General features: G+C 65.5%; 13 protein-coding genes. 2 read left to right on the forward strand and 11 right to left on the reverse strand.

From position 1 onward, the window contains the following. The 8 genes from PHR85_RS11800 to PHR85_RS11835 form a co-directional block, all read right to left on the reverse strand. Positions 1-239: phosphoribosylaminoimidazolesuccinocarboxamide synthase (locus tag PHR85_RS11800; RefSeq protein WP_300054529.1), on the reverse strand; the 239-nt coding region annotated here is incomplete at its 3' end. Between the two features lie 314 nt (positions 240-553). Next, positions 554-1,891, reverse strand: a complete 1,338-nt coding sequence (locus PHR85_RS11805) for a leucine-rich repeat-containing protein kinase family protein (RefSeq protein ID WP_300054589.1) — start codon at positions 1,889-1,891, stop codon at positions 554-556. Then, positions 1,888-2,952, reverse strand: a complete 1,065-nt coding sequence (gene fba, locus PHR85_RS11810) for a class II fructose-bisphosphate aldolase (RefSeq protein WP_300054530.1) — start codon at positions 2,950-2,952, stop codon at positions 1,888-1,890. Before fba ends, PHR85_RS11805 begins: the two co-directional genes overlap by 4 nt. A gap of 107 nt (positions 2,953-3,059) precedes the next feature. After that, positions 3,060-5,777 (reverse strand): DEAD/DEAH box helicase family protein, encoded by a 2,718-nt coding sequence (locus PHR85_RS11815; RefSeq protein ID WP_300054532.1) that lies wholly within the window; start codon positions 5,775-5,777, stop codon positions 3,060-3,062. 26 nt (positions 5,778-5,803) lie between these two features. Then, entirely contained in the window at positions 5,804-7,345 is a 1,542-nt protein-coding gene (locus PHR85_RS11820; RefSeq protein ID WP_300054533.1) for a site-specific DNA-methyltransferase, read from the reverse strand. Positions 7,346-7,442: 97 nt separating this feature from the next. Next, positions 7,443-8,645, reverse strand: coding sequence for an RNA-guided endonuclease TnpB family protein (locus PHR85_RS11825; protein WP_300054534.1), 1,203 nt, complete (start codon positions 8,643-8,645; stop codon positions 7,443-7,445). 187 nt (positions 8,646-8,832) lie between these two features. Then, positions 8,833-9,585, reverse strand: a complete 753-nt coding sequence (locus PHR85_RS11830) for a DUF1828 domain-containing protein (protein WP_300054536.1) — start codon at positions 9,583-9,585, stop codon at positions 8,833-8,835. Between the two features lie 7 nt (positions 9,586-9,592). After that, entirely contained in the window at positions 9,593-10,036 is a 444-nt protein-coding gene (locus PHR85_RS11835; RefSeq protein ID WP_300054537.1) for a hypothetical protein, read from the reverse strand. A 192-nt stretch (positions 10,037-10,228) separates the two neighbouring features. Here PHR85_RS11835 and PHR85_RS11840 point away from each other — a divergent pair, with 192 nt between their 5' ends. Next, entirely contained in the window at positions 10,229-10,507 is a 279-nt protein-coding gene (locus PHR85_RS11840) for a DUF1778 domain-containing protein (protein ID WP_300054538.1), read from the forward strand. After that, on the forward strand, positions 10,507-11,019 hold the full coding sequence (locus PHR85_RS11845; RefSeq protein ID WP_300054540.1) for a GNAT family N-acetyltransferase: 513 nt from the start codon (positions 10,507-10,509) through the stop codon (positions 11,017-11,019). The genes PHR85_RS11840 and PHR85_RS11845 overlap by 1 nt, the downstream gene beginning before the upstream one ends. Before the next feature lie 40 nt (positions 11,020-11,059). On the opposite strand, the gene pyk is transcribed toward PHR85_RS11845, so the two are convergent. The 3 genes from pyk to PHR85_RS11860 form a co-directional block, all read right to left on the reverse strand. Then, positions 11,060-12,490 (reverse strand): pyruvate kinase, encoded by a 1,431-nt coding sequence (gene pyk, locus PHR85_RS11850; RefSeq protein ID WP_300054542.1) that lies wholly within the window; start codon positions 12,488-12,490, stop codon positions 11,060-11,062. 118 nt (positions 12,491-12,608) lie between these two features. After that, positions 12,609-13,292 (reverse strand): EF-hand domain-containing protein, encoded by a 684-nt coding sequence (locus PHR85_RS11855; protein WP_300054544.1) that lies wholly within the window; start codon positions 13,290-13,292, stop codon positions 12,609-12,611. A gap of 26 nt (positions 13,293-13,318) precedes the next feature. After that, positions 13,319-14,338, reverse strand: coding sequence for an NAD-dependent epimerase (locus tag PHR85_RS11860; RefSeq protein WP_300054546.1), 1,020 nt, complete (start codon positions 14,336-14,338; stop codon positions 13,319-13,321).

The following is a 14,338-nucleotide window of genomic DNA, read 5'->3' on the forward strand; positions in this document are numbered from 1 at the left end:
TGGATCGGGCAGATGTTCTGGCCGTTCGGGCCCAGCAGGTCGAACCAGAACAGGCTCAGGCGGGTCAGCAGCTCGCCCTTGCCGGGAATCGGCTCGCCCATGATGACGTCGAAGGCGCTGATGCGGTCGGACGCGACCATCAGGATGCGGTCGTCGCCCACGGCGTAGTTGTCGCGCACCTTGCCGCGTGCGAGCAAGGGCAGGGACTTGAGGGCGGAGGTGTGGAGTGCGTGGGTCATGGACAAGGGTGCCAGAATAAAGTGCTCGATTATCGCAAGTCTTGCGTTTCCAGCCCAGCGCGTCCGTGCTGGCTCAGCCATGCCCGCAGGCCGGTTTCATTGCATCGTAAATGATCAATGTGAATACCCTGAAAAAATGAAATGAGATCGCTGGCGAATGGAAAGGATTTGTAGTAAATTCAGGTCCGGGATTCGTCCCCGTCGCTTACCTCCCTGGCGGCGAGCCGGAAGGCTTTCCCAGCCCCCTTGAGGGGCTTTTTTTTGCCTGTCGTACGCTGGCTGGTCGACCGGATGGGCCAGACCGTGGCGCCGACTCAGCGTCCGCTGGCGCGCAGCCGAGCCAGGGCCGCGACGATGGCCGGCAAGCCGGGGCGACGCGCGGGCAGCGGGTCCAGGCAGGCGTCGCGCAGCGCCGCCAGTCCGGCCAGTCGCGGATCGTCGCCCTGTGCGGGGTCGATGCGCTCGATCAGCTCTTCGAGCAGGCAGCCGAAGGCGCGCAGTTCCAGCTGCTGCAGCGCCGAGGCCAGTTCCTGCGGCACACCGGCCAGCAGGGTCGCGGCGCCGAAGTCGCCCAGCAGCGCTCGGCCGTTGCCGTCGTGCAGGATGTTGTGGCCGTAGAAGTCACCATGCAGCACGCCCCTGGCATGCAGATGCGCCAGCGCCGAGGCCAGGCCGCTGGCCAGTTGCAGCGCCTGCCCAAGGCTCCAGCGGCTGTCGGCCGGGTAGATGTCCCGGGTGCAGGATTCCAGGCTGGGCGGAGCGGCCAGGCTGCGGAATTCCGGCCCGACCAGCGCCATCACCAGACCCTGCACGGCTTGCGGATGAGCCTCGATCCGGCCCAGCAGCGGGATCAGGTGGTCATGCGCGCCACTCGCGAGGCAGGCCGCCATTTCGGATTCCGGCCGGCCGTCGCTGGTCATCTCGCCCTTGAACAGCTTGACCGCCACCGGCCGGGCCGGGTCTGTCTGCCGATGTTCGGCCCGGTGAATCACCCCGGAGGCCCCTTGGCCCAGGATCTGCTGCAGCTGCAGTTCTTGCCAGGCGATGGCGGCGATCGGGCTGTTCGCCAGCGTCGCCTGTTCGGCGTCGGCACAGCAGGGATTGCCGGCACCGGCCAGCCAGCTCAGCCTGGGCAGCGCCAGCAGCCAGCCGGGCAGCTCGGCCAGGCGGTTGGCCGAAATGCGCAGCAGCTCCAGGTTGTGGCAGGCCGCCATTTCGGACGGCAGCGCCCGCAGCCGGTTGCCGGCCAGGGCGAGCTTTTGCAGCCGGTCGCAGCGGCCGATCTCGGGCGGCAGCTGTTCGATCCGGTTGTCGGTCAGGATCAGCCAGCGCAGCCGGGACGGCAGCGCGGCACCCGCCACGGTCTCGATCCGGCAGGACTTGAAGCCGACCATTTCGAGTTGTTCGCAGCGGCCCAGCACCTCGGGCAGCTCGGTGAAGGGGTTGTCCGAGCAGAACAGCACGCGCAGCCGGTGCAGGCGCGGCAGGTCATCGGGCAGCTTGGTCAGCGCGTTGCCCGACAGGTCCAGGATTTCGAGCTGGTCGGCGAGCTCGAAGATCTCGCGCGGGAACTCGGTCAGCCCCGCGCGCAGCGTGAGCCGGCTGACACCGGCGAGCGCGCCGGCGCGCAGCTGCTCCAGCGTCTGGCTCAGTTGACCACCTGGGCCAGCTGGCCGGCGGCGTATTGGGCGGCGACGACCTGCAGGCTGTGGCCCTTGATCTTGCCGGCCTGGCCTTCGCAGCCGAATTCGAGGAAGCGCTGCTTGCACAGGGCCTGGGCGGCGGCGCGCGCGGGCTTGAGCCATTCGCGGGCGTCGAACTTGTCCGGGTTCTCGAACAGGAACTTGCGCACGGCGCCGGTCATCGCGAGGCGGATGTCGGTGTCGATGTTGATCTTGCGCACGCCGTACTTGATCGCTTCCTGGATTTCCTCGACCGGCACGCCGTAGGTTTCCTTCATCTGGCCGCCGTACTGGTTGATGATCGCCAGCAGGTCCTGCGGCACGCTCGACGAGCCGTGCATCACCAGGTGGGTGTTGGGGATGCGGGCGTGGATTTCCTTCACGCGCGAGATCGCCAGGATGTCGCCGGTGGGCTTGCGGCTGAACTTGTAGGCGCCGTGGCTGGTGCCGATCGCGATCGCCAGCGCGTCGAGCTGGGTCGCCTGGACGAAGGCGGCGGCTTCCTCGGGGTCGGTCAGCATCTGGCTGTGGTCGAGCTTGCCGGCCGCGCCGATGCCGTCTTCCTCGCCGGCTTCACCGGTTTCCAGGTTGCCCAGGCAGCCGAGCTCGCCCTCGACCGACACGCCGAGCTTGTGCGCCAGCTCGACCACGCGGCGCGTGACGTCGACGTTGTACTCGAAGCTGGCCGGGGTCTTGCCGTCTTCCAGCAGCGAGCCGTCCATCATGACCGAGGAAAAGCCCAGGTCGATCGCGCCCTGGCAGATCGCCGGGCTCTGGCCGTGGTCCTGGTGCATGACCAGCGGGATGGTGGGATAGGCCTCGACGGCGGCCTGGATCAGGTGCTTGATGAAGGACTCGCCCGCGTACTTGCGCGCGCCGGCGCTGGCCTGCAGGATCACCGGAGCGCCGGTTTCCTTGGCGGCCTCCATCACGGCCTGGACCTGTTCCAGGTTGTTGACGTTGAAGGCCGGGATGCCGTAGCCATTGGCGGCGGCGTGGTCCAGCAGTTCGCGCATCGAGACGAGAGCCATGGGATTTTTCCTGTGAAATTTGAGAAGCAGTTCTGACCAGAACGCATTGGCATCCGGGGCCAGGCAATCTTTTGATTCTACCGATGCGGCCCGGGATGTGATCGACTTCAACGCCGCAGGATCGCTTCCTCGAGCTGTTGCTCCAGCGACCGGCCTGCCGGGTCGGCATCCGGCGCCACCGCGAGCAGGAACAGGCAGCGCCCGCCGCTGCTGGCCTGCCATTGCTGGCCGACCTGTGCTTTCTCGCGGGTGTCGTCGCTGCCCAGCAGATGCTTGCCCTTGTACTCCACCGCCAGCACGCGACCGTCGTCCAGTTCGGCTACGAAGTCCGGGTAGAAGTAGTCGGTTGACGTGGGAAACCAGAACGAGAAGCGCTCGTCGCGCTCGACGTTGCGCACCCAGTGCTTGACGCGCCGCTCCTCGTCGAGCGCGCGGGCGCACAGGAATTCCTCGGAGAGCTTGCCGCCGTCGGTGCGGTAGCGCAGATCGTGGATGCGGTGGCTGCCGTGGTAGTGCTTCTGGAAACGGTAGCTGCCCTGGTAGAACGGCGGCCGGCCCGGGTAGCGATCCGGGTGGAAGGTGAAGTGGTAGCGGAAGCTGTCCGCCAGCACGGGTGCCGCGGTCAGACCGGCAAGCGCCTGCTGGAAGCCGTGGACGACGGCGCGCTGGCGGCGCGCGTCCATTTCACGACGGACCGCCTCGGCCAGCGGGTTCCTGGCGCGGACCAGCGCGGTCAGCGTGAAGCCGCGATCCCGTCGCAGATGCCGCACCAGGGCCAGCAGCCACTTCAGCATGACCGCCTGCACGATGTCGCGTTGCCGGCATTCACGGTCCAGCCAACGGACGAGATCATTTTCGTCGGCGTGAGTCGGGACGGTGTTCAGGCCCAGCTGCTCGGGCTTGGCCACCTTGTAGCCGACCTGGCCGCCGTCGACGTCGATCTCGTACGACTTGCCGCTCTCGCGCAGATGGAAGCCATCCAGTCGGACCGGCTCGGCGAAGAGGTCGAAATGGCCCAGCTCCGAGCAGAGTCGGCGGTCCAGCGGCTGCAGCTCGCCGTCGAAATCGAGGCAAATCTGCGGCAGCCTGGCGAACGGCACGCCGCGCGCGGCCGGCGCCTTCACCGCGTCCTGCCGGAGGCGCTCGCGCTCGATCGCTGCGCTGACGGCTTTTTGGGCCTTGCCGCTGAAGGCGCCGAGCAGGAAAGCCGCCACCTCGTCGTCCAGCTCGCCGCGCACGATCGCGGTCGCGCCGTTCGTCGTTGGCCGCAGCTCGACGAGCTGCGCCAGTGTCACGGGCAGCGTCGTCGCGGGCATCGAGGGCAAGCTGACGATGGCCTCGGGCAATTTGGGCTTGGTGATGGCCCCGGAGCCACCCGCGCCCGCGCTGTCTGTCGTGCCCGGCAGCACGACCTGGGCCGGCACGATCGCCATTGCGGCCTCGTAGGCATTGAAGCCCATGTTCTTGATCAGCCGGTCGGTCAGCTCGTCGGCGACGCGAACGAAATTCGCCGACACGATGTGTGCGTAGGCCCGGTTCAGCTCCGGCTGCTGACGGACACGGGCGTAGGGCATGCGCAGTATGCGACCGAGCAGCTGCTCGACGTCCTTGGCGCTGTGGGCGTTCTGCAGGCTGCACAGCACGTAGGCGAAGGGACAGTCCCAGCCTTCCTTGAGCGCCTCCACGGTGACGACATAGCGCACCGGGCAGGTCGGCGAGCCAATGTTGACACCATCGAGCTCCTTCTGGTCGCCCGTCGCCACGGCGATCTGCTCGCGCGGCAGTTGCTCGCCGTCGGCATTGGTCAGATGCTGGATGAGCCGCTCGACCGTCACCTCGCCACCCTTGGCCTGGGCCTGGAACAGCAGCACTGGGCGGATGTAGTCCTTTTCCCGGGCAGCTGCCAGCTCCAGCCGATCCCGGGTCAGGATGGCGTCGCGTACCGCGTCCTGCCAGCCGGTGGGATGCTCCATCAGGACGATGGGCAGCTTGATCATGTCCTCCTGCTGCAGCTCCTGGGCACCGACGTGGAAGATCACGTTGCTGCCCTTGACCGGCGTGGCGGTCATCTCGACCAGGCAGGTCGGCGCCAGCCGGCGCAGCGTCTCGAAGGCCAGATGCGTGCGGTTGTTGTGTGCCTCGTCCACGACCAGGATCGGCCGGTTCAGCGCGACCCAGTTCGCCAGCGAGGGCTTGACCCGGCCCAGGTCGGACGCTGACAGGTAGGGCTGCTTCTGCAAGTCGGCCTCGGTGACCTTGTCGAGATGCCCGGTCTGTTCCGGCGTCAGGCCCTGGAAATGCGGCGCCAGCGACTCGTCGAACGAGTAGACGTTGCGCAGCGTCGTGTCGCGCACCGCGAACGACTGGATCGTGGCCACCACGATCACCGCCGCGCTGCCGACCTCGTGCGGGCCGACCGTCGCGAGTTCGTCGAGCGCGCAGATGCGCACGCGGTCGCCGAAATGCTCGGCCAGGCCGGCGTGGCAGGCATTGCCCGGCACGCGCAGCGCGGCCAGCGTCTGGGTGCGGATGGCGTCGGAAGGCACCAGCCACAGCACCACGGGCGCGTCGGTGTCGGCGTAGGCCTGGCCGACCCGCGCGACGGCATGCGCGGCCAGCGTGGTCTTGCCGCCCCCGGTCGGGATGCGCACGCACACCGCCGGCACGTCGCCCATCGTCGCGGTGTCGTAGGAAGTCTTCTGGCCAGTGCGGGCCATGGCCTCGTCCCAGGCCGCGACATGGTCCGCCACGCGAGCGCGACGGAAGAAGGTTTCGAGCGCATCCAGCGTGTGCTGCTGGTAGCGTTTCAGCGAGAAGGTGGTCATCGTTATTCTGCCTGCTCGGTTTCTGGTCAGCGCGCGCGGATGTCGTAGGGGATCTGGCGGAAGGTGACGCCGGCTTCCTCCAGTCGCTGGTCGCCCAGCCGCGTCGTCTCGCCGTAGACCACCTTGCGCGCGGGCAGGGGCTGGCCGGCGGGCGTCGCGGCAGCGAGCAGCTGGTCGAGGTGCGCCAGCACCGGGCCGGTCAGCACGTTGCCACCGGCCGGCTTGCGGTCGCCCAGGATGCCGTTGTAGAGCAGGAACACCGCCGTGCCCTCATGCACGCCCAGCAGCGGCGAGTCGAAGCTGCGGGCCGCCGGTTCTTCGGTCTCGAAATGCCAGAGATAGCCCGCCAGCGCGCCGAACCTGACCTGCGGGTTGATGCCGCCGTCGGCGTCGAACACGGGTTCGCCGAGGGTGTGGAAGCGGAAGCCGCCGCCACCCTCCCAGCCGACCGCCTCGGAGATGCCGCCCTGCTCGCCAGCGATGACCTTTTCCAGACGCGGCAGGCAATGGGTGCGGGCGTGCTCGCCCATCTCGATGCCGATCCAGCGGCGGCCCATTTTTTGCGCGACGGCAGCCGTGGTGCCGGAGCCGAGGAAACTGTCCAGGACGATGTCGCTAGGTTGCGTTGCTATTTGAAAAATGCGTTGAATTAGGCGTTCAGGCTTGGGTGTGGCAAAGACGCTATCTCTGCCAAAGAGTGCGAGGAGTTCTTTTTTCGCCTCATCCGTGTGTCCTGCATCTTCGTGTGCCCACCAAGTATTCGGGACGATGGCCGGTGCGTCGTCGAGATACTGTTTGAAGGCTGGAGCTCCACTGCCGTTACGACCAAAGTAAGCCAAACCCTGGCGCACCAGTTCTTGCCATTGCTCTTCCGTTCTTGACCAGCAACGTCCCTGTGGTGGAAAGCGGGTGACTCCGGACGGGGTGACGATGGGGTACGAAAGGTTTGCCCTGAGATTTGGTGCATCCCACGGAATCGCGCGCCATGGCCCCCTGGGATCGCTGTCCGGGTTTGTGTATTGCTTCGCTTGTTCGGCGCTACGTGGCAGTCTGTTTCGAACCGCTCGCCATTTCTCAGGCGACTTCGTGTAGACGTGAATGGAGTTATGCGAAATCGAGAAAGTGGCGTCGCTTGACCGCGAGTAGCGGCTTTGCCAGGCGATTGTGGTCTGGAAACAAGGTCGACCAAACACCTCATCCATCAGCACCTTGAGGTAATGCGCCTCGTTGTCGTCGATCGTGACCCAGATGCTGCCATCCTCGGCCAGCAGCTCGCGCAGCAGTACCAGGCGCGGGTGCATCATGCTCAGCCACTGGCTGTGCTCCAGCTTGTCGTCGTAATGCTCGAACGCGCTCTGGGTGTTGTAGGGCGGGTCGATGAAGATGCATTTCACCCGACCCCGGTAGAACGGCAGCAGCGCCTTCAAGGCGAGCAGGTTGTCGCCCTGGATCAGCAGGTTGTCGGCGCTCGGGTCGCCATGCGCGGACTCGAAGTTCAGCAGGTGGTAGGGCACGGCGCCCGCCACGGTCACGGCTTGGGTCTTGTTCACCCAGTCGAGGAAGGGCATGTTGGGAGTCTCTCTTTGGTCTGGGGACACATTGTCCCCGTCCAGTCGGGTCGTCGGTCAGCAGGACGAGGATTTCCGTTCCGTCAGACTTGCTCATTCATGTGCAAACATGAACAAAGCTGACTTCCTGCTTCGCCGAGGCTGGTTTCGCCCCCGTCTTGCGACGGCGGCCAGAGCCCTCCTCTCCACAGGCTGAAACCGTGGAACTCACGGCCATGTTCTTGAGATTCACAGCCGCATTCACGTCGCGGTCGTGGACAGCGCCGCAGGCAGGACAGGTCCAGTTGCGCACCGACAGTGGTAGCTCGTCGAGTCGATGCCCGCAGCCCGAACAGGTCTTGCTGCTGGGGTACCAGCGATCCGCCACCACCACCTGCCCGCCGCGCATCGCGGCCTTGTAGTCCAGCTGCCGCCTGAACTCGAAGAAACCCATGTCGGCAATCGAGCGGGCCAGTCGACGGTTCCGGACCATGCCGCGCACGTTCAGGTCCTCAATGCCGATGGTGTGGAAGCGGCGCGTGAGGTCCGTCGTGAGCTGGTGCAGGGCGTCGGAACGGATCGCCGCGATGCGCGCATGGAGCTTGGCCAGCCTGGCCCTGGCCTTGTTGCGATTGGCCGATCCTTTCTGCTTGCGGGACAGGCTGCGTGACAGCCGTTGCAGGCGGTACAGCAGCGCCTTGTGGGGCTTGGGACCGGGGATCGTCTCTCCCGTCGAGAGCGTCGCCAACGCCTTGACACCCAGATCCACACCCACCGCGCCTTGGTTCTCGGCTGGGGGTAGAGGTGAATCGTCCTGGGTATCGACGGCAAGGCTGACATACCAGCGATCGGCCACGCGGGAAACCGTGGCTGACAGGAGCTTGCCCGCGAAACGCAACGTCTCGCGCATCCGTACCCAGCCCAGGTTGGGGATGCGGATGCGCGAGTCGTCGAGACTGAACTGGTCGTTGCTGAGACTGAAGCGGTCGTGCCGGCCTTTCTTGCGGAACTGCGGATAGCGGGCGCGGCCGGCAAAGAAGTTCTGGAATGCCTGACCCAGCTGGATGATCGCCATCTGCGGCGCGTTCTTGGTGACTTCGAGCATCCACGGGAACTGCTCGCGCTTGACGGCGTTGAGTTGGCGGCGCAAGGCAGCTTGGGAGGGCTTGGACAGCGTCGGATCAAGCTTGTGGGCCTCGTACTGGCGCTTCCACTCGGCCAACGCCCAGTTGTAGGCGAAGCGCGCCACGCCCGCCGCGCGGGCCAGATAGGTAGCCTGCGCGTTGTTCGGATCGAGGGCGATTTTGTGCGCGATCAGCATGGCGGCATGATTCTGGCACGAACCCGCACGGCTTGAACAGGCCTGCAGTTCTTCCCGTCATGCCGTCACAGTGCGTGAGCAGGTATGAACATGAAAGAGAAGAATTGAGCAGGTTTTACGGTAACTGAATGACCCCCCCCAGCGTGCGCCGGGCTGCTGAAAGTCTGGACTCTTGGGTTAGGTGACTTCAGGCTGCGTAGTCTTCCCGCTGCTCGAAGTCTGTCAGCGCGATGGCTGGGGCAACCCCTCCGAGAACGGACAGCTCTTGTCGAGCCTTCTCGGCGTTGAAGCGGTCATCCACGATGAACAGGACGTTCGCGTCTTCCCCGATGCGCTGCATCAGGATGCCTTTTCTCAGCCTGGCATTGACCGCCTGATTGCTCGGGCGGATCGCATCGATGAAGAGGTCTCCCCACTTGAAGTCGAACTCCAGTAGGGCGCGGCCTACCTCTACCGTGACGGGATGCTGCAGTTCCCGGTCCGGGCTCATTTTCTTGAGAATGGATTCGACATGATCGGACAGAGAGAAGTCCATGTCCCCCTGGCTCGAATGTTCTTTTTCCCAGGCGTGGATCTCGGCGCAGAGCAGCAGCATTTCGCTGCCCCATGCCGCGTCCTGCTTGGCATCGAACTCGGCTTGGAAGGCCCCATCGTCGCTGAGCGTGAAGTGGTGACGCCTGGCGATTTTCTCCAAGCCCTTCCAGTGGCGCTTGTCGCTGAAGTCAAAGCCCAGGCTGCGCAACGCGAACAGGGTGATGCCGTCGTCCGTCAGCAAGACCTTGGAACCTTGTTGCTGGACGTAGAAGTCCAGTGGCTTGCCTCCACTCAGCACGATGGGCGTACTGATGTAGAGCGCACCACTACCGTGGGCATCGCCGAGCATCGAGCAGTGCCAGCCGGCCTGCTTGAAGTAGTCACTGCAGCAGTGCAAAGTATCCATCCCTCGGTCACCTGAAAAGATCATCACCGACAGGCGAAAGCAACTTGGCGTTCAAGTAGTCCTTGATTCTAGCGTGGCGCCTGAATCGTTCAACCCACTTCTGAGCCGTGGCCATCCCGATCTGGGTGATGACTTCCCGCGTGACTTGCTCCAGGCGTTCATCGCCAAGATGGATGTGAGGGCCGAACATCTCGGTCCTGTCGGGCTCGATATGTGACCGGACGTGATCAGGATAGACCTCAAGCATGAAGACGCGTCGGGATTCGCGCCCGTGCCGATACATCAGGCCGTAGGACATCTGGTCTCCGTGCTTGCCAGGCCGGTATTCGCCCTTGAAGCTCAGGTAGGGGATCGCCTGTTTCTGCGCGTCGAGGAGGGCGCTGCTCGCCTGCAGGTAGGTGCTGCGACTGGGTTTCTCCGTCCATATCAACTCATCGTTCAGGAACTTCACCTGTTTACACCAGGCGGCGCATTGCAAAATCCAGCTCAAACCACTACCCCTTGCTTATGCCATCTTCAGTCAGACCGACATTGTCCACGCCCAAGGCGACGGTGCCTGGCGCGAAAGCTCCAGGTATGGATCACTTGTCAGTACATTGTCCGGACGGTATGATTCAAGGTACCAAGCATAGAGGTCATCGTCATGCCAGCAGCCATCCTGTCAAAATCCGAGCGTATCGACGTTCGAGCTACCCTTCCAGTCAAGCAGTTGCTGCAGGAGGCGGCTCGCGCCGCGCACAAGAACGTCAGTGAGTTCCTGCTCGACGCCGGCATCCTGGCCGCGAACCAGATGCTGGCCGATCGTCTGCGCTTCGAGTTGTCACCAGAGCAGTGGGACGCGTTCCAGGCCGCGCTTGATCAACCCGTGACGGCCAAACCCAAGCTCAACAAGCTGCTCAGCGAGCCGGGGTTGCTGGGTTGATGGCGCGGGCATACGAGCCGATCTGCAAGCTGCAGGCTTCCGATCAACTCGACAGTTTCGACTGCGGGCAGCCGGCCCTGAACCAGTACCTGCGGCGCTTTGCGCTGGGCAACCAGAAAGCCAACAGTTCACAGACCTATGTGGCCTGCTGCGAGGGTGCCGTGGCCGGCTTTTACAGCCTGGCCGTGGGGAGCGTCGAACCCGGCGCTGCAGCACCCCGGGTCGTCAAGGGCATGCCGCAACACCCGATACCTGTCATGCTGCTGGCCAGACTCGCCGTCGATGCCGGGCACAAGGGCATCGGTCTCGGCCGGGCTTTGCTCAAGGATGCCTTGATCCGGACCGCCCGCGCGGCCGACATCGCGGGCATCCGGGCGCTGCTGGTCCATGCGAAGGACGAGGCCGCCAGAGACTGGTACCTGCAGTGGGAATTCGAGCCCAGCGCCACGGATTCCTTGCATCTTTTCCTGCTGCTGAAGGACATCAGGGCAATGATCCCCAGCAGCCCTTGAGCTGTGGGGGTTCACGCCTGAAGCATGGCGAGCCAGAGGATCACTGCGCGCGGCAGATCTTGAGCATGTTGGTGCCGCCCGGCGTGCCCATCGGTTCGCCGCAGGTGATGGCGTAGACATCGCCGCTTTGCACGATGCCGCGTTCCTTCAGATGCTGCTCGGCCTGCTGCAGCGCGGTGTCGCGGTCGGCGCTGGTGTCCATCAGCAGCGGGCGCACGTTGCGGTAGAGCGCCATCTTGCGCTGTGCCGACAGCTTGGAGGTGACGGCGTAGATCGGCATCGCGACCTTGTGCCGGCTCATCCAGAGCGCGGTCGAGCCCGAGTCGGTCAGCGCCACGATGGCCTTGGCGCCGAGGTGGCTGGCGGTGAACAGCGCGCCCATCGCGATGGTGTGGTCGATGCGGTCGAAGGTCTTGCCGGTGAAGTCGGATTCGAGCTCGTAGCTGTCGGCCTTTTCCGCCGCCAGGCAGATCTTGGCCATCTCCTGGATGGTCTGCAGCGGGTACTTGCCGGCGGCGGTCTCGGCGCTCAGCATCACGGCGTCGGTGCCGTCGAGCACGGCGTTGGCGACGTCGCTGACCTCGGCGCGGGTCGGCACCGGGTTGGTGATCATGCTCTCCATCATCTGGGTCGCGGTGATCACGACCTTGTCGTTGGCCAGCGCGAGCTTGATCATGCGCTTTTGCAGCGCCGGCACCGTGGCGTTGCCGACCTCGACCGCCAGGTCGCCGCGCGCGACCATGATGCCGTCCGAGACGCGCAGGATGTTCTCCAGCTCGGGGATGGCCTCGGCGCGCTCGATCTTGGCGATCAGGCCCGGCTTGTGGCCGGCCGGCGCCGCGACCTGGCAGAGCTGGCGCGCCAGTTCCATGTCGGTCGCGTTCTTGGGGAAGCTGACCGCGACATAGTCGGCCTTCAGGCCCATCGCGGTCTTGATGTCGTCCATGTCCTTGCCGGTCAGCGCCGGCGCGGTCAGGCCGCCGCCCTGCTTGTTGATGCCCTTGTTGTTGGACAGCTCGCCACCTATCACCACCACGGTGTGCACCGCCTCGCCAGCCACGCGGGTGACCTCGAGCACGATCAGGCCGTCGTTGAGCAGCAGCCGGTCGCCGGCCTTGACGTCACGCGGCAGGTCCTTGTAGTCCAGGCCCACGCCTTCGAGGTCGCCCGGTTCGGTGCGCGCGGCGTCGAGCACGAAGGCCGCGCCGTCCTCCAGCATCACCTTGCCGTCGGCGAACTTGCCGACCCGGATCTTGGGGCCTTGCAGGTCGGCCATGATCGCGACCTCGACGCCGGCGCGGCGCGCCGCCGCCCGCACCATCTCGGCGCGGTCGATGTGGTCCTGGGCCTTGCCGTGCGAGAAGTTCAGCCGCACGACGTTGACGCCGGCACGGATCATCTGTTCGAGCAGGGCGGGGTCGCTGGAGGCGGGGCCGAGGGTGGCGACGATCTTGGTGGCGCGCTGGGGCATGGGGTGGTTCCGGGAGAAAAACGTTGGTCGGATCGCGTGTCGTTTCAGTGACGATGCGATGTCATTATCCGGGGCGGACATGACGGGCTGATAACAGGCCGGGCCGCCGCCGGAGGGGTCAGGCGCTGACCGACAGGGAAGCCTGGCTGCCACTGTCGTGGTTGACGACATAGGCCTGGAACAGTCTGCTGACCTGCATCAACACCTGGGCCGGCGACAGGCTGGAGTCCGTGGCGGCCGTTCCAGCCTGGTTGCTGGTGCTGCCGCCGGCCTGCTCCATCGATTGGCTGGCCTGGGTCTGCTGGTAGGCCCGTGCCTCCTCGGCGCTGACCTTGCCGTCCTGGTTGAGGTCGGCGGCCTCGAAGCTCCGCACCCCGTTCGACGGTTTGCTGCCGCCACCCATGCCTTGCGCCCCTGCCGCGCCAGCTTGTCCGCCCAGACCCGCTTCTGCGATCGCGTTCTCCATCCGGCTGCTTTGCCGCTGCTGGTCGAGCTGATCGGCCATCTTCTGCAGCGAGTCGCTGAATTCCTGCTTGCTGACCTGGCCGCTGCTGTCGGGGTCGAGCGCCGAAAACAGCTTGCCCACATCCGACGAAGCATCCTGGGACGCGGCAGCGGATGTCAGCTGCTGGGTCGCCGCTTGCAGGTCGGCCTGGTCGATATAGCCTTTTCCGCTGCTGTCGAGCCGGGAGAAGACCTTGTCCGCCATCTCGGTCACGTTCGGGGGCGGCATCTTGTGCATCCCGCGCATGTCCTGCGTCATCCAGGCGCTTCCACCGCCCACGCCACTTATGCTGCTCATGATTTTTTCCTCGGTTATGGGGAAAATTATGCGGCAGATCCGCGGCGGTAGTAGTCCCGGTACCAGGCCACGAAGCGATCGACCCCATCCTTGAGCGGCGTGGCGGGCTGGAAGCCGACCCAGTCGCGCAGCGCGCTGGTGTCGGCGTAGGTCGCCTCGACATCGCCGGGCTGCGCCGGCAGCATGCGCTTGTCGGCCTCGTGGCCCACCGCCTGCTCGATCGTGCTGACGAAGTCCATCAGCTGCACCGGGTCGGAGTTGCCGATGTTGAAGACGCGGTAGGGCGCGAAGCTGGTCGAGCCGCGCGGGTGCTGGCGGTCGAAGTCCGCATCGGCCGTCGCGGGCTTGCCGAGCACCCGCAGCGTCGACTCGACGATGTCGTCGACATAGGTGAAGTCGCGCATCTGGCGGCCGTGGTTGTAGATGTCGATGCCCTGGCCTTCCGAGATCGCCTTGACGAACTTGAACGGCGCCATGTCGGGCCGACCCCAGGGACCGTAGACGGTGAAGAAGCGCAGGCCGCTGGTCGGGATGCCGTACAGGTGGCTGTAGGTATGCGCCATCAGCTCGTTGGCCTTCTTGGTCGCGGCGTAGAGGCTGACCGGGTGGTCCACGGAATGGTCCTCGCTGAACGGCAGCTTGGCGTTGGCGCCGTAGACGCTGGAGCTGCTGGCGTAGGCCAGGTGCTCGACCTGCCAATGCCGGCACAGCTCCAGCACGTTGAGGAAGGCGACCAGGTTGGCCTGGGCGTAGCTGTGCGGGTGGTCGATCGAGTAGCGCACGCCGGGCTGCGCGGCCAGGTGCAACACGCGCTGTGGCTTCCAGTCGCCCAGGGCGGCCTGCACGCCCGCGAGGTCGGCCAGGTCCTGCTCGATGAGGCGGAAGTTGGGGTAGCCGATCAGCTGCGCCAGGCGGTCGCGCTTGAGCTGGACGTCGTAATAGGGCGTCAGGTTGTCGATGCCGACCACCTCGTCGCCGCGCTCGAGCAGGCGCAGCGCGGCGTGCATGCCGATGAAGCCGGCGCAGCCGGTGAGCAGAATTCTCAT

The sequence above is a fragment of the Malikia sp. genome (assembly GCF_028687635.1).
GTDB lineage: Bacteria > Pseudomonadota > Gammaproteobacteria > Burkholderiales > Burkholderiaceae_C > Malikia.

Coding starts and splice junctions, on each gene's coding strand:
- PHR85_RS11845 (WP_300054540.1), top strand. CDS start 10,507: ATGGCGCGGGCATACGAGCCGATCTGCAAGCTGCAGGCTTCCGATCAA.
- fba (WP_300054530.1), bottom strand. CDS start 2,952: ATGGCTCTCGTCTCGATGCGCGAACTGCTGGACCACGCCGCCGCCAAT.
- PHR85_RS11820 (WP_300054533.1), bottom strand. CDS start 7,345: ATGCCCTTCCTCGACTGGGTGAACAAGACCCAAGCCGTGACCGTGGCG.
- PHR85_RS11840 (WP_300054538.1), top strand. CDS start 10,229: ATGCCAGCAGCCATCCTGTCAAAATCCGAGCGTATCGACGTTCGAGCT.
- PHR85_RS11825 (WP_300054534.1), bottom strand. CDS start 8,645: ATGCTGATCGCGCACAAAATCGCCCTCGATCCGAACAACGCGCAGGCT.
- pyk (WP_300054542.1), bottom strand. CDS start 12,490: ATGCCCCAGCGCGCCACCAAGATCGTCGCCACCCTCGGCCCCGCCTCC.
- PHR85_RS11860 (WP_300054546.1), bottom strand. CDS start 14,338: ATGAGAATTCTGCTCACCGGCTGCGCCGGCTTCATCGGCATGCACGCC.
- PHR85_RS11815 (WP_300054532.1), bottom strand. CDS start 5,777: ATGACCACCTTCTCGCTGAAACGCTACCAGCAGCACACGCTGGATGCG.
- PHR85_RS11855 (WP_300054544.1), bottom strand. CDS start 13,292: ATGAGCAGCATAAGTGGCGTGGGCGGTGGAAGCGCCTGGATGACGCAG.
- PHR85_RS11830 (WP_300054536.1), bottom strand. CDS start 9,585: ATGGATACTTTGCACTGCTGCAGTGACTACTTCAAGCAGGCCGGCTGG.